The organism is Isoalcanivorax indicus (assembly GCF_003259185.1).
Taxonomy (GTDB): domain Bacteria; phylum Pseudomonadota; class Gammaproteobacteria; order Pseudomonadales; family Alcanivoracaceae; genus Isoalcanivorax; species Isoalcanivorax indicus.
The window spans coordinates 1-17,647 of record NZ_QGMP01000004.1 but is presented as its reverse complement, the minus strand read 5'-3'; the positions used below and the strand labels follow the sequence as shown (position 1 = coordinate 17,647).

The window sequence follows — 17,647 nt, the reverse complement described above, 5'->3', positions numbered from 1 at the left end:
AGGCCTCACCAGAGATGGCTGTTGCTGTGGAGTGTCAGGATCACGATATCGCCATCGCGTTGCCCGAGGGTTAGCGTGACCGCGTTGCGCTGGCCAGTGTCCTGGCCAAACAGCTTGTGCCGTTCGGTTTCGGTAAAGCGCAGTTCCAGCGTGCCCCCGGCTTGCGGCGAGTAGCGGGGTGTATCGAATTGCTGACGCACGTCATTGGCGAAATGCCACAGTGTGCGACGGTGTTGCACAAAACGATGGCGGGGCAGAGTGAACTGCTGTGGCACCTCGTCGCCGGGCTGCTCCAGTGCGATACGCAGCACGGCATCTTCGGCAATCAGCGCTTCCAAGCGTTGTGCGGACCGCTCGGTCAAGGCGGCCTGATAGCGCTGGAAAAATTGCTCGCCGTCGCGGCGTGACAGTGCTTCGTCCGGGTCAGCGCCGCTGGCATGCAGCGGTGCAGCGTCTCCGAGGCAAAGCAGGTACAGCAGGCCTATGCTGAGCCGTCTCTTATTCCCGATCATCAGTGCACTCCGCCCGGTCAGGTTGCCGGGTGCAGCGCACCCGTTTCATCAGTCGCATCATCAGTGGGTCATAGTGGCCCGCCTTCGTCAGGGCAAGGCGGGCCTCATCCAGTAACTGGTCGTAAGCGCCCCGGTCGGCGTCTGGCGGCGGGAAGAAGAACAGTATTTCGCTTTCGGCGTTCTCCACCAGCCGCATGGCGCGGGAAAACTGATCGAGAAAATATTCCCGCGCCTGCTGGGCATAGACTGGTGGAAAGCGTTCATGGCGCAGCACCAGTTGTAGAGAAAGCTGCGCCACGGGCAGATCGACCACGGCCCCGTGTGCACCGACACCGCGATAGATTTCCAGTGGCATATAGGCGGCCGCAGGCGCCGCGATGACATCCACGGCGCCATTATTGAAGCGGTTGGCAAAGTTGCTGATGTCCGCCGATACCGGTTGAGCGCCGATGCGCAACGCCATCATCTGCTGGGCCGGGTCATGCTCGAGCACGGCCAGGCGTTTGCCGGCCATCTTGCCGACGTTGTTGATGCTGCGGTCGTTGAGAAAGATGTAGGCTGCGCCCAGCGGTAACAGCCCGGCGATTTCATAGGGGCCATGGCGCATATGAGGCGCCAGGGCGGGGCGCGCGAGAGCGGTGAACAGCATTTCCAGGCTGTCGTAGTCCTGCAGACCGCCGATAGCATCCACGCTGCCGGTAAAGGGATTGAACTGCCGTGCTCGCATGCCGGTGAGGAGCGCGGCGTCGCATTGCCCGGCCTGAAACTCTTCGGCGGCGACACGTTCGTTGGTCACGGGCCGTAAATTCAGGGGGACCCCGAGCTGCTGCGAGGCCAGGGCGAAATCACGCAATGTGTCAAACGGCTCACCGTGCACGCCGGTCAGGCTGAACACACACACCGTACGGGCGGAGTCCGCGGTGGCGTGTGTCATATTCAGCAGCAGTAACAGCGCGACGGTGAGAGTCCGTGTCATGGGGGGGGTCCTGTGTGTACAATGTCCACATTGATCCTGCCGGGAAAAGTATACAGTGTCAACATCAGGCAAAGGCAGCACCTATCACCACGGCAACCTGCGTCAGGCGCTGGTCGAAGCCGCACTCGGGCTGATGGTGGAAACGGGCGGCACCGACTTCAGCCTGCGCGAGGCGGCGCGACGGGTCGGGGTGACGGTCAACGCCAGCTATCGCCATTTCCGCAACAAGGAAGCGTTGATGGTGGCGATTGCCGCGGAGGGCTTCCGCCGTTTCAGTCAGGCGTTGCTGGAGGGCGCGTCGGCGGGCACGTCTGCGCGTGATCGCCTGCTGTGCAGTGGGCGCGCTTATGTGCGTTTTGCGCAGGCCAATCCGTCCCTGTTCCGGCTGATGTTCGGCAATTTCAGCGCCGGGCGTCAGGATGAAGAACTGGTGATGGCAGGGGGGCAGGCGCTGAGCGTGCTCAAATCCGCGCTGGCGGCCTTCATGGGCAAACCACCGGAGAGCGAGGAGGTCGCCGTGGCCGCATTGCGTGCGTGGGCCCTGGCACACGGGATGAGCTATTTGCTTATGGATGGACAGTTGGCGCATCTGCCGTGGGACGCCGATGCGCTGATCGACCGTGTGATCAGCGCCGACAGCTGAACCCGAACGGCTCTGGCGGCCTTGGTGGTGTAACGCACAGAGTCACGCCCTGCGCAGGCTCATACTGGTCATTCTCATGCTCGGGATGACCTGATGACTTACTGCGTTGGCGTAATGCTGGAGAGCGGCCTGATCTTTGCCTCGGATTCCCGCACCCACGCCGGGGTCGACAATTTCGCCAGCTTCAGCAAACTGAGTCTTTTCGAACGGGCGGGTGACCGGGTGATCGTGCTGCTGAGTTCGGGCAATCTCGCGGGTACCCAGGCCGTCATCAGCACGCTCAGGCAAAATGAGGCGCGGTCGGGTTGTCCCAGTCTGGAGAATGCCGAGTCCATGTTTGATGTCGCCTTGCTGGTCTCGGAAGCCATGCGGCAGGTGGACAAACGCGATGGCCAGCACCTGACCAGAAACGCCGTCGGCTTCAATGCGTCATTTATCCTGGGCGGTCAGATCAAGGGCGAGGCGCCTCGCCTCTTTCGTCTTTATACCGAAGGCAATTTTATCGAGGCGGGTGATCAGACGTCCTACTTCCAGACCGGCGAAACCAAGTACGGCAAGCCGGTCATCGACTGGGTGATCAGGCGTTCCACCAGCCTGAACGATGCGGCAAAGTGCATTCTGGTGTCGTTCGACTCGACCATGCGCAGCAACCTGTCCGTTGGCATGCCCATTGACCTGATCTGCTACAAGCTGGATAGCCTGGACGTGACCATGCGGCGTCGCTTTGCTCCAGGCGATCCCTACTTTGCGGCACTGAGCAAGGAATGGAACGCAGGTGTGCGTGACGTCTTCACTCGGTTGACTGACCTGCAATGGTAGCGCCGCCCACCAGCGCGGGTGTACCGGCGTTGGTCGTGACCTGTGAACACGGCGGCAATCGGGTGCCTGAGCCCTATCGGTATCTGTTTGAGGGCGAGCAGGATCTGCTGGCCAGTCACCGTGGTTTCGACCCGGGGGCGCTGACGATGGCGCAGGCCATGGCGACACACTTCCGCGCGCCATTGCTTGCGTCCACGGTCAGTCGCCTGGTCGTGGATCTGAATCGGTCCATCGGCCATCGCCACTTGCATCGGCAGGCCATTTTCGCGCTGGCGGCCGAGGTTCGGCAGGAGATCGTGGCACGCTTTTATCACCCCTATCGTCTGGAAGCCCGACGACTGGTGGCGCAGGGTGTGGCCCGTCGAGGCAGGGTGGTCCATGTGTCCTGCCACAGCTTTACCGACAATCTGGATGGCGTGCTGCGCCGTGCGGATATCGGGCTTTTATATGATCCAGCCCGGCCAGGCGAGCGGGCCCTGTGTGCGCGCTGGAAGTCAGTGCTCAGGGTGATCGCGCCGGAGCTTGAGGTGCGTCGCAACTTCCCCTACGAGGGCCGTAACGATGGCATGACGACCTGGCTCCGGACGCTGTTTCCGCCGGATCACTATCTGGGGATCGAACTGGAGCTGAACCAGAGCAATGTTTTGCACCCCGCAAGGACATGGACGCTGCTGAGGCGATCGCTGGTTACCTCTCTGAATACAGTGCTCGGGGCATCCGCTGAGGCATTACCATGAAGATTCGCATTGGTTACGAACTGGCATTCGACTGTCCCCAGCCCACCCCGGTGATTCTCATGCTGAACGTGCATGCTTCCCGGGCCCGGGATCTTGCGGTGCCTGATCGTGTTGTGGCGGTGCCGTCCATCCCGATCAGGCACTATGTCGACGGTTACGGCAATCAATGTACTCGTATCGTCGCGCCCCGGGGCATGTTGCATCTGTCTACGGATGCGGTAATCACCGACAGCGGCTTGCCGGATGTTGTCAATCCGGCGGCAAGACAGACGCCGGTTGATCAGCTGCCTGACGAGGCCTTGCTGTATCTGCTGGGCAGCCGATACTGCGAAACGGAACCCCTGACAGATTTTGCCTGGCAGCAGTTCAGCCATCCTGCCACGGGCTGGTCGCGGGTCCAGGCGATATGCGATTACGTGCATCACCATATCGAGTTCGGCTATCACCATGCGCGCAGTACCAGAACGGCATGGGAGGCTTATCAGGAGAAAAAAGGGGTGTGCCGCGATTACGCGCATCTGGCCATCGCGCTGTGTCGCTGTATGAATATCCCGGCCCGATACTGCGCGGGTTATCTGAGCGATATCGCTATTCCGCCGCCCTACGGAGAAATGGATTTTGCTGCCTGGTTTGAAGCGTTCCTGGACGGCGCCTGGTACATATTTGATCCGCGCAACAATATGCCGCGTATCGGACGTATTCCTATCGCGCGTGGTCGTGATGCCGCTGATGTGGCGATCAGTACCACCTTCGGCCGCAGCACGCTGAGATCATTCAAGGTGCACACAGACGAAATGCGCGAAATTCCCACTCCCTAGCGCGTGATGCGTTCGTACGCCGCCGCACCGACCTCAGGACAGCATGCTGCGATGATCCGGTTCAATCTTGCCGGAATGGAAGGAACGCGATCATGGAACGCTACGGAACGATCATGCGGGCACTGCTCGCCGCCGCCCTCCTGAGCACGCTCGCCGGATGCGAGACTCAGCTGTCTCGCGATGAGGCAACGCAGAATGCGGAGGAGGATGCTCTGGAGAGGGACGACACCCGCAGCAAGCAGCCAGCGGGACGCTACGGCCTGGGACTGACCGGATCGGCCCGGGCCGCGCTGTCGCCGTGAGCGATACCGGCCAGGCGGTGCTCCTGGTCGAGGCAGACATCGATCGGGCACGGCGGATAGAAACGTCAGTGGTGGTGGCCGGCGAAGGCGACTTCCGGGTTGAGCATGTGGCGACACTGGCGTGCGCGCTTGAACGTCTGGCCTGCGCCGCGTTCGAGGTGGTGCTGGCCAGCATGACGCTGCCCGGCGTCGACCGTGCCGAGGTGTTCAGCCAGTTGCGGCTGGCCGCTCCGGACGCGCTGGTGTTGCCGTTGGATGAAAACGACAGCGAACGACCGGAAAGCCCCGTGAGCATGAGCTGGTTGCCCGGCGCGCTCCATTATGTGGCGCACCGCAAGCGTGCCGAGATGGCATGGCGCAAGGCGGATGAAGCGCTTTTTGAAGAGAAGGAGCGTGCCAGGGTGACCCTGGGTTCGATCGGTGACGCGGTGCTGGTGACCGATGTGCAAGGCAATGTGACCTACCTCAATCAGGTGGCCGAGAGTCTGACAGGTTGGTCTTGTGCCAGGGCGCGCGGGCAGAAGTTGCCGGTCGTGTTCAATATTACCGACAGTGGCACCGGCAAGCGGGCCAGGAATCCGGCCCTTCATGCGATGGCCGAGAACCAGACCGTGGGCTTGGCCGCCAACTGTGTTCTGCATCGCCTTGACGGGAGCGAGGTCGGCATCGAGGACTCTGCGGCGCCGGTCTATGATCGGTACGGGCACGTCACCGGCGCGGTGATCGTGTTTCGCGATGTCAACCAGTCCCGCACGGTGACGCGCAAGATGGCCTGGCTCGGCAGCCATGATTCGCTCACCGGGCTGGCGAACCGCATCCTGCTGGAGGAGCGCTTCAAGCAGGTCATCAGCCTGGCGCATCGCCATGCCAGGCAGGCGGCGATGCTGTTTGTGGATATGGACAACTTCAAACAGATCAATGACGTGTTCGGTCACAGAGTGGGTGATCTGGTGTTGCAGGCGGTGGCAGGCAATCTGCTGCATGCCGTGCGTGATACCGACACCGTCTGCCGTCTTGGCGGGGATGAGTTTGTCATTCTGCTGGCGGATGTGGCCAGTCTGGCGGCGGCCGAGCAGGTGGCGGCCAAGCTGCTGGCGCTGGTCGCCGAGCCTGTACAGGTAGACGGGCACCAGGTCAGCGTGGCGATGAGCATTGGTATCAGTATGTACCCGGGGGATGGCGAAGACATGCATGCCCTGATCGAGCATGCAGATGCCGCCATGTATCAGGAGAAGCGCCGTCGTTCCGGGGCGCTGTCCTGACAGACATGATCAGAAGCGGTATTGCAGGTTGATGGATGCCATATCGATGTCGGTGTCATCAATATCGTAACGCTCATATTCGAGCCGCATATCCACGTTGGACGCCAGGGCGAATCGGACACCCAGACCATAAAAGATATCACTGCCGCTGTCACTGTTGCTCAAGGGGCCCAGCGAGCGCTTCCGGTCCCAGGACATGACACCCAGCTTGCCGTAAGGCGCGACGACTTCAAGCAAGGGTATGTTGATCAGCACCGCACCCGACACGCCAGTCAGTTCCATGTTGGCCTGGCCATCACTGGTGTCACCGAAATCCGTATAAGCCGCTTCGATAGCAAATATCCTGCCCGCTTCAAAGCCTGCATAAGCACGCCAGGCCACGCGGTTGTCTTTCAGGCGGTCGTCTTCGTCGAGAAAATCGTCATCATTGATCCGATAGTAGCCGGCGCTGGCGCCTGCGTAGAAACCGGCTTCCCGATCGTTCCTCTCGAAAGCCATACCGGCTGAGGTCAGAGACAGGCCTGCGACTATCAATGGCATGTGCAGAAGCTTGTTCATTGTCGTACTCCAGGTGGTGGTGCTTGTAGCGTTCCGATTCAGGTGTGGCCGCAGAAGCGGGCACCCTGTTTCGCCTGTACAGCCTGTCAGGGGCGGGGATCCTGGTCTGTACGCCATGGAACACAGCGGCCATGGAATGCATGTGTGCTACCGCACAGACGAGATCGCAGGGAGCTGGCAGCATGGAAGGCGTCCTCCGACGTCATCGGGGGATGCGTTACTTTGTTGTGGAGCCTCTCAGTTTATCCCTTCAATACCGCGCTCGGTTGCCCGACAGGACGACTTGTCCGGTTTCGCTTATCGGTATGATCCGGGGTCCATGCAGTACGCGATTTTTGGCTTGCTCAGGTTCAGGGAGGACTGAAGCCATGTCCGATAAACCATCGCCAATGCAGAATATGCTGCTGGCCGCCTTGTCAGAGCCGGTTCGGGACAGACTGCTCAGGCATCTTGAATATGTCCCTTTTCCTCTGGGTCTGGTCGTGCAGGAGTCCGGGGATGATGCGCGCTATGTGTATTTCCCGACGGATTCCATCGTGTCGCTGCTGTGTGTTGCGGATGACGGCGGCTCCGCAGAAATATCGGTTGTGGGCAAGGACGGGGTGGTCGGCATCGCGCTCTTTATGGGCGGCGGCAGTACGCCCAGTCGGGCAATTGTTCAGAGTGCGGGAGGCGCATACCGGCTGGCCGGTAAATATCTGCAGGCCGAGTTCAATCATGTTGACCCCGAGTTTCGCCGGCTCATGCTCCGTTATACCCAGGCACTGATCACGCAGATGGCGCAGACCGCATACTGTAATCGTCACCACAGCATCGTGGAGCAGCTTTGCCGTTGGTTGCTGCTGTCCCTGGACCGGCTGGAATCCAACAAGCTGGTCATGACGCATGAGCTGATTGCCAATATGCTGGGGGTCCGCCGTGAAGGCGTGACGGAGGCGGCCGGGGTCTTGTACCGTGCCGGCGTGATCGAGTATCACCGGGGACGGATCACCGTGGTGAACCGGAAAAAAATGGAAGAGATGTGCTGCGAATGCTATGCGGTGGTCAAGGTTGAAACCGATCGCCTTATGGGAGTGTCCACAGACATACCGGAAAAGAAATAGCGGTCATGCTTCCAGGTCGCGACGCAATGCCTGTTCCAGCTTCTTGGTTTCGGTTATCTCGACAAACGTGATCACGACGCCATCCATGACGTTTTCCTGCCTGTAGTAAGGCATGATGCGCACGGCAAACCAGCGCCCGTCGGTCGTGCTGACCTGTTTTTCCGAGACACTGACGGCATGCAACGTCTGCATGGCGTCCGTATGCAGCGTCGGGTAGTCCAGCATCGTGGTCAGGTCACTGAAAGGTCGTCCGATATCGGTTCCCCGGATATTGATGAGTCTGGCGGCGCGGTCGGTGTAGCGTCTGACATTCAGATCCTGATCCAGGAACAGGATGGCAATATCGATGCTGTTGAGCAGATTCTTCATGTCGCTTTGTGCCAGCGCGAGGTCATCAAGTTTGGTCTGCATCTCTGCATTGATGGTTTGCAGTTCTTCATTCATTGACTGCATCTCTTCCTTGGAAGTGGTCAGCTCCTCATTGGTGGACTGCAGTTCTTCGTTGGCCGATTGCAGTTCTTCCCTGGAGGCGCGTGCTTCCTCGCGAAGATTCTGTATTTCATCGCGGCATTGTTGCAGCGCAGCCTCATGGGCAGATTCGGTCGTGATCTCGTTCTGATGTGCCTGCGGGGCTGGCGGCAGCCGGTCAGTATCGCGGAATACGATCATCGTGGCGCCGCGCAGTGCGGACGGTTCACGCAACGCCTGCACCGTCACATCAATGCTTTGTTCTCCGCCCCCCGGAAGCGCCACGCGCAGCCCGTGCAGGTGCAGGGGTTCGCCGCGGCCCTGTGCGTCCTTGATGGCGACAGCTAACGGTGCGCGCAGCCCCTCGCGCGCCATGGCGTGAATGTTCCAGTTGGCCTTGCCGGCAGCAGGCTCCAGATATTTTCCGGTGCGCCCGCTGATATAGAGTATGTCGCCATCGCCAGTGATCAGCACGGCAGCGGGCGCATAGACCTGCAGTAGTACATGATCGGCCGCTGCTTGCAGTGTGTTGATCGGCGGTGTGGTGCTTGCGGGCACGGCGCTCTCCGGGGCTGTCGTCGACATGGGGGGGAAGGTGTTGATCGGGAAATTTACCGCGCCTTTCGGGGCGTCTTCCTTGCGGCGATAAAGCCTCAGTCTGGGATCGATCGGCGTAAACAGATGATGGAAAGGCTCTGGGGTTTCGGCGCTGCCGAGCAGCAGGATACCGTGCTCGCGCAGGCTGTAGTGGAACAGCGGGATCAGTCGCCGCTGCAGGCTGGCGTCAAAATAGATCAGCAGGTTGCGGCAGGATATCAGGTCAAGTTTGGTGAAGGGCGGGTCCAGTAGCAGATCCTGTTCGGCGAACATGACCATGTCACGGATGCTGCTGTTGATCTGGTAGCCACGTTCACTTGCCGTGAAGAATCGGGCCAGGCGTTCTTTCGATAACGTATCGGCGATGGCGTCGGGGTATCTGCCCCGGCGTGCGGTGGCGATCGCCTCCGGACTCAGGTCCGTGGCGAAAATCTGCAGGGAGAACCCGCGCAGGCTTTCGTCCTGCTCAGTGGCCTCGATGAACACCATCGCGAGGGAGTAGGCCTCTTCTCCGGTGGAGCAGCCTGCCACCCAGGCACGCAGATGGTGGGCGGTGCCGCGTTGGGCCAGCATGGCTGGCAGCGTGATGCTGGCCAGGTGATCCCAGACGCCGGGGTCGCGAAAAAAATGCGTGACGCCGATTAACAGTTCCTTGAACAGCAGGTCGATTTCGTGAGGGTTCTGCTCCAGAAAGTCAGCGTACCTGGCGAGCGTGCGCAGGCTGTGTACCGCCATGCGACGCTCCATGCGGCGATGCAGCGTGCTGGGCTTGTAGGAGGAAAAGTCATGCCGGGTTCGCTGTTGTAGCAAAGTGAAAATACGCTGCAGGGGCGCCTGTTCCGGGGCGGTCGTGTCGAGGGTCTCTTCGCCGTCGGGGGGCGGAGCCTGAGCGAGATAGTCGCTAATGCGGTCGGGCATATCGGCGGCATCGGCAATGATGTCGGCACAGTTCGAAGCCACCGCGCTGGCCGGCATCTCATCAAACTGCGCTGATGACGGCTGCTGTACCAGGGTCAGCCCGCCCACGGCCTTGATGGCCTGCAAACCCAGTGTGCCGTCGGCGCCCATGCCGGAAAGTACCACCCCGATCGCCTGCTCCCCCAAGGCACCGGCCAGCGAGTTGAACAGCACATTGATGGGCAGGCGCAGGCCGCGAGGCGCGCTGGGGGTGCCGAGATGCAGTCGCCCGTCGACCACGCTGAGTTCGGTGTTCGGCGGGATCACGTAAACACAATCCGGTGCGATGAGCATGTTCTGCTGCGCTTCGTGAACCGGCATCGGGGTGATACGTTGCAGCAAGGCCGACAGCAGTGCCTTGTGTGTGGGGTCAAGGTGTTGCACCACCACATAAGCCATGTGGCTGGGCACTGGCACCTTGGCGAGGAACTGCTCCAGGGGCTCCAGGCCGCCCGCCGAGGCGCCAATCCCGACAATGCGTGTGGCGGGCGCGTGTGTCACGGCAGGGGGCGCAGTTGTCTGGGGAGCCATGGATGGACCTTCTGCCGGGCGTCAGGAAACCTCGGAACAGACTAACAGAGCGCAGCGCGTGTCGGGCGAAAGATTGGCGGCCATGTGCAGGCGGCGGGCGCTGCTCGTGAACACCTCGCCGCCCTGCCCGGGCCTCCCCTGGCGCAGTGCGCTCAGGATGGTCGCCAGAACCGGCTGGCTGTCGGCTGCAAGAAAGCGATCGAACGGACCGCTGCACAGGGTGTCGGGTGCGGTATCAAGCAGGGCGGCGCCGGTCGGATTGGCTTGCAGAATGCCGCCCTGCAGATCGACAACAAAGTAGCCGACCGGGGCGCCTTCATAAAGCGCCTTGTAGTGAGCCAGTTCATCGGCAAGCAGATGCCCGCCGCTTTGTATGACCTCGTTCTGCAGGTCGATTTCAACCTGGTGCACCTGCAATTCGTGCAACAGCTTGAGCGCATCGGAAGCGGTATCGGGGTTGCTGGAAAGATCATGCAGCAGTTTCAGCGCATCCAGGCCGAGCGAATAGCTGCCCGCCTGCTGCGCCGTACCCGTCTTCAGCCGGGTTTCGGCCATGTCCCGCAACGTCACACTCATGTCGGTTTCGGCAGGGGGCTCAGACATCGTGGCTCCACAGGTTACAGTCGGCGCCCCTGAAGCAGACGCACAACGATCACGATCACGGCGATCACCAGCAGGATATGGATGAATCCGCCCAGGGTGTATGAACTGACAAAACCCAGCAGCCACAAAGCGATCAGGATGATGGCAATGGTTCCAAGCATTCGGGCTCTCCTCGATATCAGAATGGCATGACGCACAGCCGATAGATAGCAGGTTGGCCCCGTCTGCCCGGTCGGGTCTGTGCGCTGCCCAACATATCGCTGAACCCGCTGAACGGTGCCACCGTGGCATTGTTCAGGGGGTGGAGAGGGCCTGCTGGTGCCAGAACGCATCAATCAGGGGTTCGCTCAGCCGCTTCTCCAGAGTGAACAGGCCGACTTCATAAGGCGCCAGCTGCGGGTTCACATCAAGGATCCGGATGCGCCCGGCAAGCGGGCTGTTGTCCAGCACGATCTGCGGGACCACGCCGACGCCGAAGCCCAGGCTCACCATGCTGACGATCGCCTCGTTACCGCTGACCTGCGCATAGATTTCCGGGCGCAGACTGAGGTCGCGGAACCAGCGGTCGGTGCGCTCCCGGGCCAACCCCTCTTCAGACAGGATCATGGGTACGTGGCGCCAGGCCTCGGCCTCCGCCTCACCGGTCAGGCGCTCGGCCAGCTGCGGCTGGCTGGCCGGGGCGATAAACAGCAAGGCAGAGCGGGTGATCGGGTGGAAGGCGATGCCGGTGGGCAATTGCGCCGGGCGGGCGCCGATGGCGATGTCCTCGGTGCCGGCCAGCACCCGCTCCACCGCCTGAGCCGGGTCGCCGGTGTGCAGCTTGATCTCGATACGCGGGAAGTTCTGCCGGAAGCTGCTGAGCATGTCGTGCAGAAAGCTGTAGCTGGCGGTGACCGAGCAATACAGGCTCAACTCGCCGCGCAACACCTGCTGCTCATCCTGCAGCGCCAGGCGAATCGTGCGCCAGTCGCTCAGGGCCTGGCGGGCGTAATCGCGAAACCGCTCGCCCTCGCGGGTCAGGCTGACCCGGCGGTTGTCGCGGTAGAACAGGGGGGTGCCCAGCTCGGTTTCCAGTTGCCGGATGCTGCGGCTCACGGCCGACGGGCTGACATGGCACAAGCGGCTGGTGCGGCCGAAGTGCAGGGTTTCGGCCAGGGTCAGGAACAGCTCAAGCGGGCGGGTATCCATCGGGTGTCCTGGAGTGTTTCGATATTCGGCATATAACGTTGCAAATATATCATTTTACGCAACGCGGCCGATAGCCTAAGGTGGCCAGCCTGTATCGGCCCCCAGGGCCGTCCCCCATGACCTCCAGCACAGGATCAGCATCATGAGCATGACCGTGTACTACGACAAGGACTGCGACCTGTCCATCATCCAGGGCAAGAAAGTCGCCATTCTGGGCTACGGCTCCCAGGGCCATGCCCACGCCTGCAACCTGAACGATTCCGGCGTCGACGTGACGGTGGGTCTGCGTCCGGGTTCGTCGTCCATTCAGAAGGCTGAAGCCCATGGCCTGAAAGTCGCTGACGTGCCCACCGCCGTCGCGGCCGCCGATGTGGTGATGGTGCTGACCCCGGACGAGTTCCAGGCGCAGCTGTACCGCGACGAGATCGAGCCGAACCTGAAGCAGGGCGCCACCCTGGCCTTTGCCCACGGCTTTGCCATTCACTACAACCAGATCGTGCCGCGCAAGGATCTGGACGTGATCATGATCGCACCGAAAGCGCCCGGTCACACCGTGCGCAGCGAGTTCGTCAAGGGTGGCGGCATCCCTGACCTGATCGCGATTTTCCAGGACGCCTCTGGCAACGCCAAGAAACTGGCTCTGTCTTATGCTGCAGGCGTTGGCGGTGGTCGCACCGGCATTATCGAAACCACCTTCAAGGACGAGACTGAAACCGATCTGTTCGGTGAGCAGGCCGTGCTGTGTGGTGGCGCTGTGGAGCTGGTGAAAGCCGGTTTCGAAACGCTGGTGGAAGCCGGTTACGCGCCGGAAATGGCCTATTTCGAGTGTCTGCACGAGCTGAAGCTGATCGTTGACCTGATGTACGAAGGCGGCATTGCCAACATGAACTACTCCATCTCCAACAACGCGGAGTATGGTGAGTACGTGACCGGCCCGGAAGTGATCAACGAGCAGTCCCGTGAAGCCATGCGCAACGCCCTCAAGCGCATCCAGAGCGGTGAATACGCGAAGATGTTCATTGCCGAAGGCGCCTTCAACTACCCGTCCATGACGGCGGCCCGTCGCAACAATGCGGCGCACCCGATCGAGCAGGTGGGTGAGAAGCTGCGTGCAATGATGCCGTGGATTCAGGCCAACAAGATCATCGACAAGAGCAAGAACTGATCCGGGCCTTGGGTCCGATCCCTGAAACGCGGCCTCCGGGCCGCGTTTTTTGTGCGGCCGGACTCCGGTACACTGGGCGCTTGAGGCCGCTGGCCTGTTTGCCCGATGAGAGCGACGATGACGGAACACGAGAAACCGCCTGCACCGCAGGATGACCCGCACAGCTTTGAAGTGATCGAGCCCGGCCCGGATCGCCACGGTGCCCGTCACCGGGGTGTCTATCTGTTGCCCAACCTGATTACCACGGCGGCCCTGTTCGCCGGCTTCTATGCCATCGTGGCGGCCATGAACGGCATGTTCGTCCATTCCGCTGTGGCGATCATTGTCGCCGGCATTCTGGATGGCATGGACGGCAGCGTGGCGCGCATGACCAATACCCAGAGCCGTTTTGGTGCCGAGTACGATTCGCTGTCTGATTGTGTCGCGTTCGGTGTGGCGCCGGGGCTGGTGGCCTATGCCTGGGGGCTGTCCGAGCTGGGCAACCTCGGCTGGGCGGCCGCGTTCATCTATGTGGCCTGCGCCGCCTTGCGGCTGGCGCGCTTCAATGTGCAGTCCGCAACGTCGGACAAGCGCTTCTTTACCGGCCTGCCGAGCCCGTCGGGGGCCGGTCTGGTGGCCACGCTGGTGTGGCTGGGCGCTTCGCGCGGGATTGATGGCAACGATATCAGCTATCTGGTGGCGTTCTTTACTGCCGCAGCGGGCCTGTTGATGGTGTCGCCGATCCGCTATCACAGCTTCAAGGAATTCAGCATCGGCCGCGTGCCGTTCCGGGTGTTGCTTGGCGTGATCGTGGCCTTCGCTATCGTGTTCCTCGATCCGCCGCTGGTGCTGCTGACGGTGGCGGTGGCCTACGTATCATCCGGACCACTAATGGCGCTCTGGGGGCTGCGCAAGGCGCGCCGTCGCGCATGAACTGAGCGGCTCGCCTCCTTTTGTCTTTGCTGGTACATTGGTGCCAAAAAAAGGAGTCGAGCCCATGTCCCAGTTCGCTGTCACCAACCCCGCCACGGGCGAGGCCCTCTATACGGTGACGGCGGCCTCCGCTGCTCAATGCCAGGTGATCATGGCCTCGGCCCGGGCAGCCGCCGAAGCGCTGCGGGATATTCCCCTGTCCGTGCGCCTGCAGGCCCTGGACGCCCTGCTCGATTACCTGCGCCAGCATCGCGAGCGGCTGCTTGATCAGATTGTTGCCGAGTCCGGGCGCAGCCGGGGCGATGCCATGCTGTCGGACCTGTTCCAGCTTACGGAAGACTGCCTGTGGTTGCGGCATCACGCGGCGCGCCTGCTGGCCGATGACACCGTGCCCACACCGATCAGCCTGCTGGGCAAGCGCAGCCGCATTCTGTACGAACCCCGCGGCGTGGTGCTGGTGATTTCCCCGTGGAATCTGCCGCTGGCCATTGGCATGACAGCGGCCATGTTTGCGCTGGTGGCGGGGAACGCCGTGGTGCTCAAGCCGTCGGAGCATACCCCCATGCGCGAGGTGCTGGATGAGATTCGCGCGTTGCATCCGCTCTTGTCACAGGCCCTGCATGTGGTACATGGCGACGGCCGCGCGGGGGAGGCGCTGATTGAGGCGGGGCCGGATCTGATCGCCTTTACCGGCAGCCTGGCCACCGGCCAGCGCATCATGCGCCGCGCGGCGGATCAGGTGATTCCGGTGCTGATGGAGCTGGGCGCCCGTGACCCGATGCTGGTGTTCGACGACGCCGACCTGCCGCGCGCAGTGGCGGCGGCCTGCTGGGGCAACCTGCATAACAGCGGCCAGAGCTGTACGGCCATCGAGCAACTCTGGGTACAGGATGGCGTCTTCGATATCGTGCTTGAGCAGCTTGTGGCAGCCAGCGCTGCCGTGCGGCTGGGCACGGACGCGAACGCCGATCTGGGCGTGCTGACCACGGATTTCCAGATGCGACACGTCTGCGCGCTGGTGGACGACGCGTTGGCCCAGGGAGCCACGCTGCACTGTGGTGGGCGGCGCAGTGAGTGTGGCCGTTACTATCTGCCTACTGTGCTGACAGGCGTCACGACGGCCATGCGCATCAGCCACGAGGAAATTTTCGGGCCCGTGCTGGTCATGCAGCCGTTTACCTCGGAGGCCGAAATCATTGCTCGCCACAATGCCTGCGCCACCGGCCTGAGCACCAGTGTCTGGACGGCGGACAAGCAGCGTGCCGAGCGACTCACCCGCGCGCTGGCCACGGGCTGTATCAATATCAACAACGTCATGCTCACCGAAGGCAATGCCGGTTTGCCTTTTGGCGGCGTGCGCCGGTCCGGTTTCGGGCGCATGAAAGGGGCCGAGGGGCTGCGCGGCATGACCCGCTCCAAGGCCGTGCTGACTGATCCGACCCGGGGCAAGCCGGAGCCGAACTGGTACCCCTATTCTGCAGAAAAGCTGGCGCTGACGGGCGAGTTGCTGGACCTGCTTGGCCAGCGCGGGCCGATGCGCTGGCTGCGGCTGATCCGGGTCGCCCTGAAGATCGACCGGCTTACCGGGCGCGCCCGCTGAGTTCACGCTTTTGCCCGGCGAGACGTGTAGGCTTGGGTGGGTGATGTATTCGCGCACGCCGAGGTCACCATGTTGATTCGTCATCGCCGCCGCACTGATGTTGTACCGTCTGACATTACACCCGAAGGGATCTACCTGCGCCGCCGTGAGTTCATCGGTGCGGCCGTCGGCGCGCTGGCGCTGGGCGGGACGCGTCCGGCCTGGGCTGCGCTGATTGATAATCCCGCGGCCGAAGACAGCCGCCGCCCACAGTGGTGGCGCGAGGCGGTCGCAGCGCGTCAGGACGGCAAGCCGGATACCGATGAAGCGCTGACGCCCTACAGTGATGTCACCCGCTATAACAATTTCTACGAGTTCGGTACCGGCAAGACAGATCCGATGCGCCACGCGGGCAGCCTGCGCGTGGACCCCTGGTCGGTGACCATCGACGGCCATGTCGACAAGCCTGGCACTTACACCCTTGAGGATGTGCTCAAGGGGCAAGTGCTGGAAGAGCGCATCTATCGGCTGCGCTGTGTCGAGGCCTGGTCGATGGTGGTGCCCTGGATTGGTTTTTCCCTGGCGGACCTGATCAAGCGGGTGGAGCCGACGTCCCGCGCGCGCTATGTCGCCTTTACCACGTTGCACGACCCGGAGCAGATGCCGGGGCAGCGAGCGCGTCTTTCCGGTATCCAATGGCCCTATGTCGAGGGCCTGCGCATGGATGAAGCCATGCACCCCCTGACGATGATGGTGGTCGGGCTGTATGGCCGCACGCTGCCGAATCAGAACGGTGCTCCGCTGCGCCTGATGGTGCCCTGGAAGTACGGCTTCAAGTCGATCAAGTCGGTGGTGCGTATCGAATTCACCGAAACACAGCCCCCGACCACCTGGAACCGGATGCAGCCGAACGAGTACGGTTTCTATGCCAACGTGAACCCGGATGTCGATCATCCGCGCTGGAGCCAGGCCCGTGAACGGCGCCTGCCCACCTCGCTGTTCAACCCCAATTGGCGCGAGACGCTGCCGTTCAATGGTTATGCCGACGACGTGGCGTCACTGTACCGGGGCATGGATCTGCAGCGGTTCTATTGAATTGGCCCTGACGTGAGCGGGTGGTGAGGCGCACATGAAACCGGACGTTGCCGCGATACAGGTGCGGCGCTGGGGCGGCCTGATCTGGCTGCCAGGGCTGCTGCCGCTGGTGGTTGTGCTCGGGCAGGGCCTGGGTGGCGCGCTGGGCCCCGACCCCGTGCTGGCGCTGGTGTCCCGGCTCGGCTGGTGGGGCCTGGTGGCGTTGGTGGCTACCCTGGCGGTGCGGCCGTTGGCGGTGATGACCCGCCAGGGCTGGCTGATGCGCTGGCGGCGAGACCTGGGCCTGCTGGCGTTTACCTATCTCACCCTGCACCTGCTCGCCTGGGCGGGATTGCTGCTGGGTTGGCAGCCGCGCTTTATCGGTGCCGAGGTGGCCGAACGCCCCTATATCCTGGTGGGCATGGCGGCCTGGCTACTGCTGTTGCCCCTGGCGCTGACCAGCACCCGCGCCAGCCGTCGGCGCCTGGGGCGGCGCTGGGGCCAATTGCACCGGCTGATCTTTCCCGCCATTCTGCTGGGACTGGCCCACCAATGGTGGATCCAGAAGTCGGACTACACCGAACCCGTGCTGTTCTCCCTGGTGGTGGCCACATTGCTGGTGTGGCGGCTTCGCCGGGGGCGACGACCCCAGAGATTGCCTAAAAAACCATCGGCAACTCCCTGATTTATGGTCAAAAAGCATACGGAATCGGGGTGAAGGCGGCGAGTTTGGCTAAAAGATGAACGGTTGATGACTTTCTTTGAAAAAACTGTTGACCGGCTGCCAAATCTCTCTAGAATGCGCCTCCACAACGACGGCACACGGCAACAACGGTGACCGAC

19 protein-coding genes are annotated in these 17,647 nt (G+C 62.1%); 12 read left to right on the top strand and 7 right to left on the bottom strand.

Annotated elements, in window-relative coordinates; translation table 11 throughout:
- Nucleotides 1–5: 5 nt before the first annotated feature.
- Together DKW65_RS14545 and DKW65_RS14540 are read right to left on the bottom strand one after the other, a co-directional pair.
- The gene (locus DKW65_RS14545) at nucleotides 6–512 is read right to left on the bottom strand and encodes a hypothetical protein (protein WP_111658159.1); all 507 of its coding nucleotides are present in this window, start codon (nucleotides 510–512) and stop codon (nucleotides 6–8) included.
- Complete coding sequence (locus DKW65_RS14540; RefSeq protein ID WP_111658158.1) at nucleotides 499–1,488, bottom strand: putative solute-binding protein; 990 nt, start codon at nucleotides 1,486–1,488, stop codon at nucleotides 499–501. Before DKW65_RS14540 ends, DKW65_RS14545 begins: the two co-directional genes overlap by 14 nt.
- Nucleotides 1,489–1,543: 55 nt before the next feature.
- Here DKW65_RS14540 and DKW65_RS14535 point away from each other — a divergent pair, with 55 nt between their 5' ends.
- The 6 genes from DKW65_RS14535 (at nucleotide 1,544) to DKW65_RS14510 (ending at nucleotide 6,069) form a co-directional block, all read left to right on the top strand.
- The gene (locus tag DKW65_RS14535) at nucleotides 1,544–2,131 is read left to right on the top strand and encodes a TetR/AcrR family transcriptional regulator (RefSeq protein WP_211315818.1); all 588 of its coding nucleotides are present in this window, start codon (nucleotides 1,544–1,546) and stop codon (nucleotides 2,129–2,131) included.
- Between the two features lie 93 nt (nucleotides 2,132–2,224).
- Nucleotides 2,225–2,950 (top strand): proteasome-type protease, encoded by a 726-nt coding sequence (locus tag DKW65_RS14530; protein ID WP_111658157.1) that lies wholly within the window; start codon nucleotides 2,225–2,227, stop codon nucleotides 2,948–2,950.
- Nucleotides 2,951–2,985: 35 nt separating this feature from the next.
- Nucleotides 2,986–3,687, top strand: a complete 702-nt coding sequence (locus tag DKW65_RS14525; RefSeq protein ID WP_211315817.1) for an N-formylglutamate amidohydrolase — start codon at nucleotides 2,986–2,988, stop codon at nucleotides 3,685–3,687.
- A complete protein-coding gene (locus DKW65_RS14520; RefSeq protein WP_111658155.1) occupies nucleotides 3,684–4,505 on the top strand; it encodes a transglutaminase-like domain-containing protein in 822 nt (273 codons plus the stop codon). The genes DKW65_RS14525 and DKW65_RS14520 overlap by 4 nt, the downstream gene beginning before the upstream one ends.
- Nucleotides 4,506–4,597: 92 nt before the next feature.
- Nucleotides 4,598–4,807 carry a hypothetical protein gene (locus DKW65_RS14515; protein WP_111658154.1) on the top strand — a complete coding sequence of 70 codons (210 nt, stop codon included), beginning with the start codon at nucleotides 4,598–4,600 and terminating at the stop codon, nucleotides 4,805–4,807.
- Nucleotides 4,804–6,069, top strand: coding sequence for a diguanylate cyclase domain-containing protein (locus DKW65_RS14510; protein ID WP_111658153.1), 1,266 nt, complete (start codon nucleotides 4,804–4,806; stop codon nucleotides 6,067–6,069). The genes DKW65_RS14515 and DKW65_RS14510 overlap by 4 nt, the downstream gene beginning before the upstream one ends.
- 9 nt (nucleotides 6,070–6,078) lie before the next feature.
- Here DKW65_RS14510 and DKW65_RS14505 read toward each other — a convergent pair whose 3' ends face one another.
- Nucleotides 6,079–6,627: a porin family protein gene (locus DKW65_RS14505; RefSeq protein WP_162925896.1), complete on the bottom strand. Its 549-nt coding sequence runs from the start codon at nucleotides 6,625–6,627 to the stop codon at nucleotides 6,079–6,081.
- Nucleotides 6,628–6,995: 368 nt separating this feature from the next.
- Here DKW65_RS14505 and DKW65_RS14500 point away from each other — a divergent pair, with 368 nt between their 5' ends.
- Nucleotides 6,996–7,730, top strand: coding sequence for a Crp/Fnr family transcriptional regulator (locus DKW65_RS14500; RefSeq protein ID WP_111658151.1), 735 nt, complete (start codon nucleotides 6,996–6,998; stop codon nucleotides 7,728–7,730).
- Nucleotides 7,731–7,733: 3 nt separating this feature from the next.
- Here DKW65_RS14500 and DKW65_RS14495 read toward each other — a convergent pair whose 3' ends face one another.
- The 4 genes from DKW65_RS14495 to ilvY form a co-directional block, all read right to left on the bottom strand.
- Nucleotides 7,734–10,283, bottom strand: coding sequence for a chemotaxis protein CheB (locus tag DKW65_RS14495; protein WP_111658150.1), 2,550 nt, complete (start codon nucleotides 10,281–10,283; stop codon nucleotides 7,734–7,736).
- A gap of 21 nt (nucleotides 10,284–10,304) precedes the next feature.
- Nucleotides 10,305–10,838: a PAS domain-containing protein gene (locus tag DKW65_RS14490; RefSeq protein ID WP_162925895.1), complete on the bottom strand. Its 534-nt coding sequence runs from the start codon at nucleotides 10,836–10,838 to the stop codon at nucleotides 10,305–10,307.
- Between the two features lie 62 nt (nucleotides 10,839–10,900).
- Nucleotides 10,901–11,047 (bottom strand): lmo0937 family membrane protein, encoded by a 147-nt coding sequence (locus DKW65_RS14485; RefSeq protein ID WP_111658148.1) that lies wholly within the window; start codon nucleotides 11,045–11,047, stop codon nucleotides 10,901–10,903.
- A gap of 133 nt (nucleotides 11,048–11,180) precedes the next feature.
- Nucleotides 11,181–12,074 carry an HTH-type transcriptional activator IlvY gene (ilvY, locus tag DKW65_RS14480; protein ID WP_111658147.1) on the bottom strand — a complete coding sequence of 298 codons (894 nt, stop codon included), beginning with the start codon at nucleotides 12,072–12,074 and terminating at the stop codon, nucleotides 11,181–11,183.
- Nucleotides 12,075–12,222: 148 nt separating this feature from the next.
- Between ilvY and ilvC the strand changes: the two genes are divergently transcribed.
- The 5 genes from ilvC to DKW65_RS14455 all read left to right on the top strand — a co-directional run bounded on the left by ilvC (nucleotide 12,223) and on the right by DKW65_RS14455 (nucleotide 17,489).
- On the top strand, nucleotides 12,223–13,239 hold the full coding sequence (ilvC, locus tag DKW65_RS14475) for a ketol-acid reductoisomerase (RefSeq protein WP_111658291.1): 1,017 nt from the start codon (nucleotides 12,223–12,225) through the stop codon (nucleotides 13,237–13,239).
- Nucleotides 13,240–13,356: 117 nt separating this feature from the next.
- Entirely contained in the window at nucleotides 13,357–14,151 is a 795-nt protein-coding gene (gene pssA / locus DKW65_RS14470) for a CDP-diacylglycerol--serine O-phosphatidyltransferase (protein ID WP_111658146.1), read from the top strand.
- 64 nt (nucleotides 14,152–14,215) lie between these two features.
- Complete coding sequence (locus DKW65_RS14465; RefSeq protein WP_111658145.1) at nucleotides 14,216–15,751, top strand: aldehyde dehydrogenase family protein; 1,536 nt, start codon at nucleotides 14,216–14,218, stop codon at nucleotides 15,749–15,751.
- A 69-nt stretch (nucleotides 15,752–15,820) separates the two neighbouring features.
- Complete coding sequence (msrP, locus tag DKW65_RS14460; RefSeq protein ID WP_111658290.1) at nucleotides 15,821–16,825, top strand: protein-methionine-sulfoxide reductase catalytic subunit MsrP; 1,005 nt, start codon at nucleotides 15,821–15,823, stop codon at nucleotides 16,823–16,825.
- 34 nt (nucleotides 16,826–16,859) lie between these two features.
- On the top strand, nucleotides 16,860–17,489 hold the full coding sequence (locus DKW65_RS14455; RefSeq protein ID WP_111658144.1) for a protein-methionine-sulfoxide reductase heme-binding subunit MsrQ: 630 nt from the start codon (nucleotides 16,860–16,862) through the stop codon (nucleotides 17,487–17,489).
- The last annotated feature ends 158 nt before the right edge of the window (nucleotides 17,490–17,647 follow it).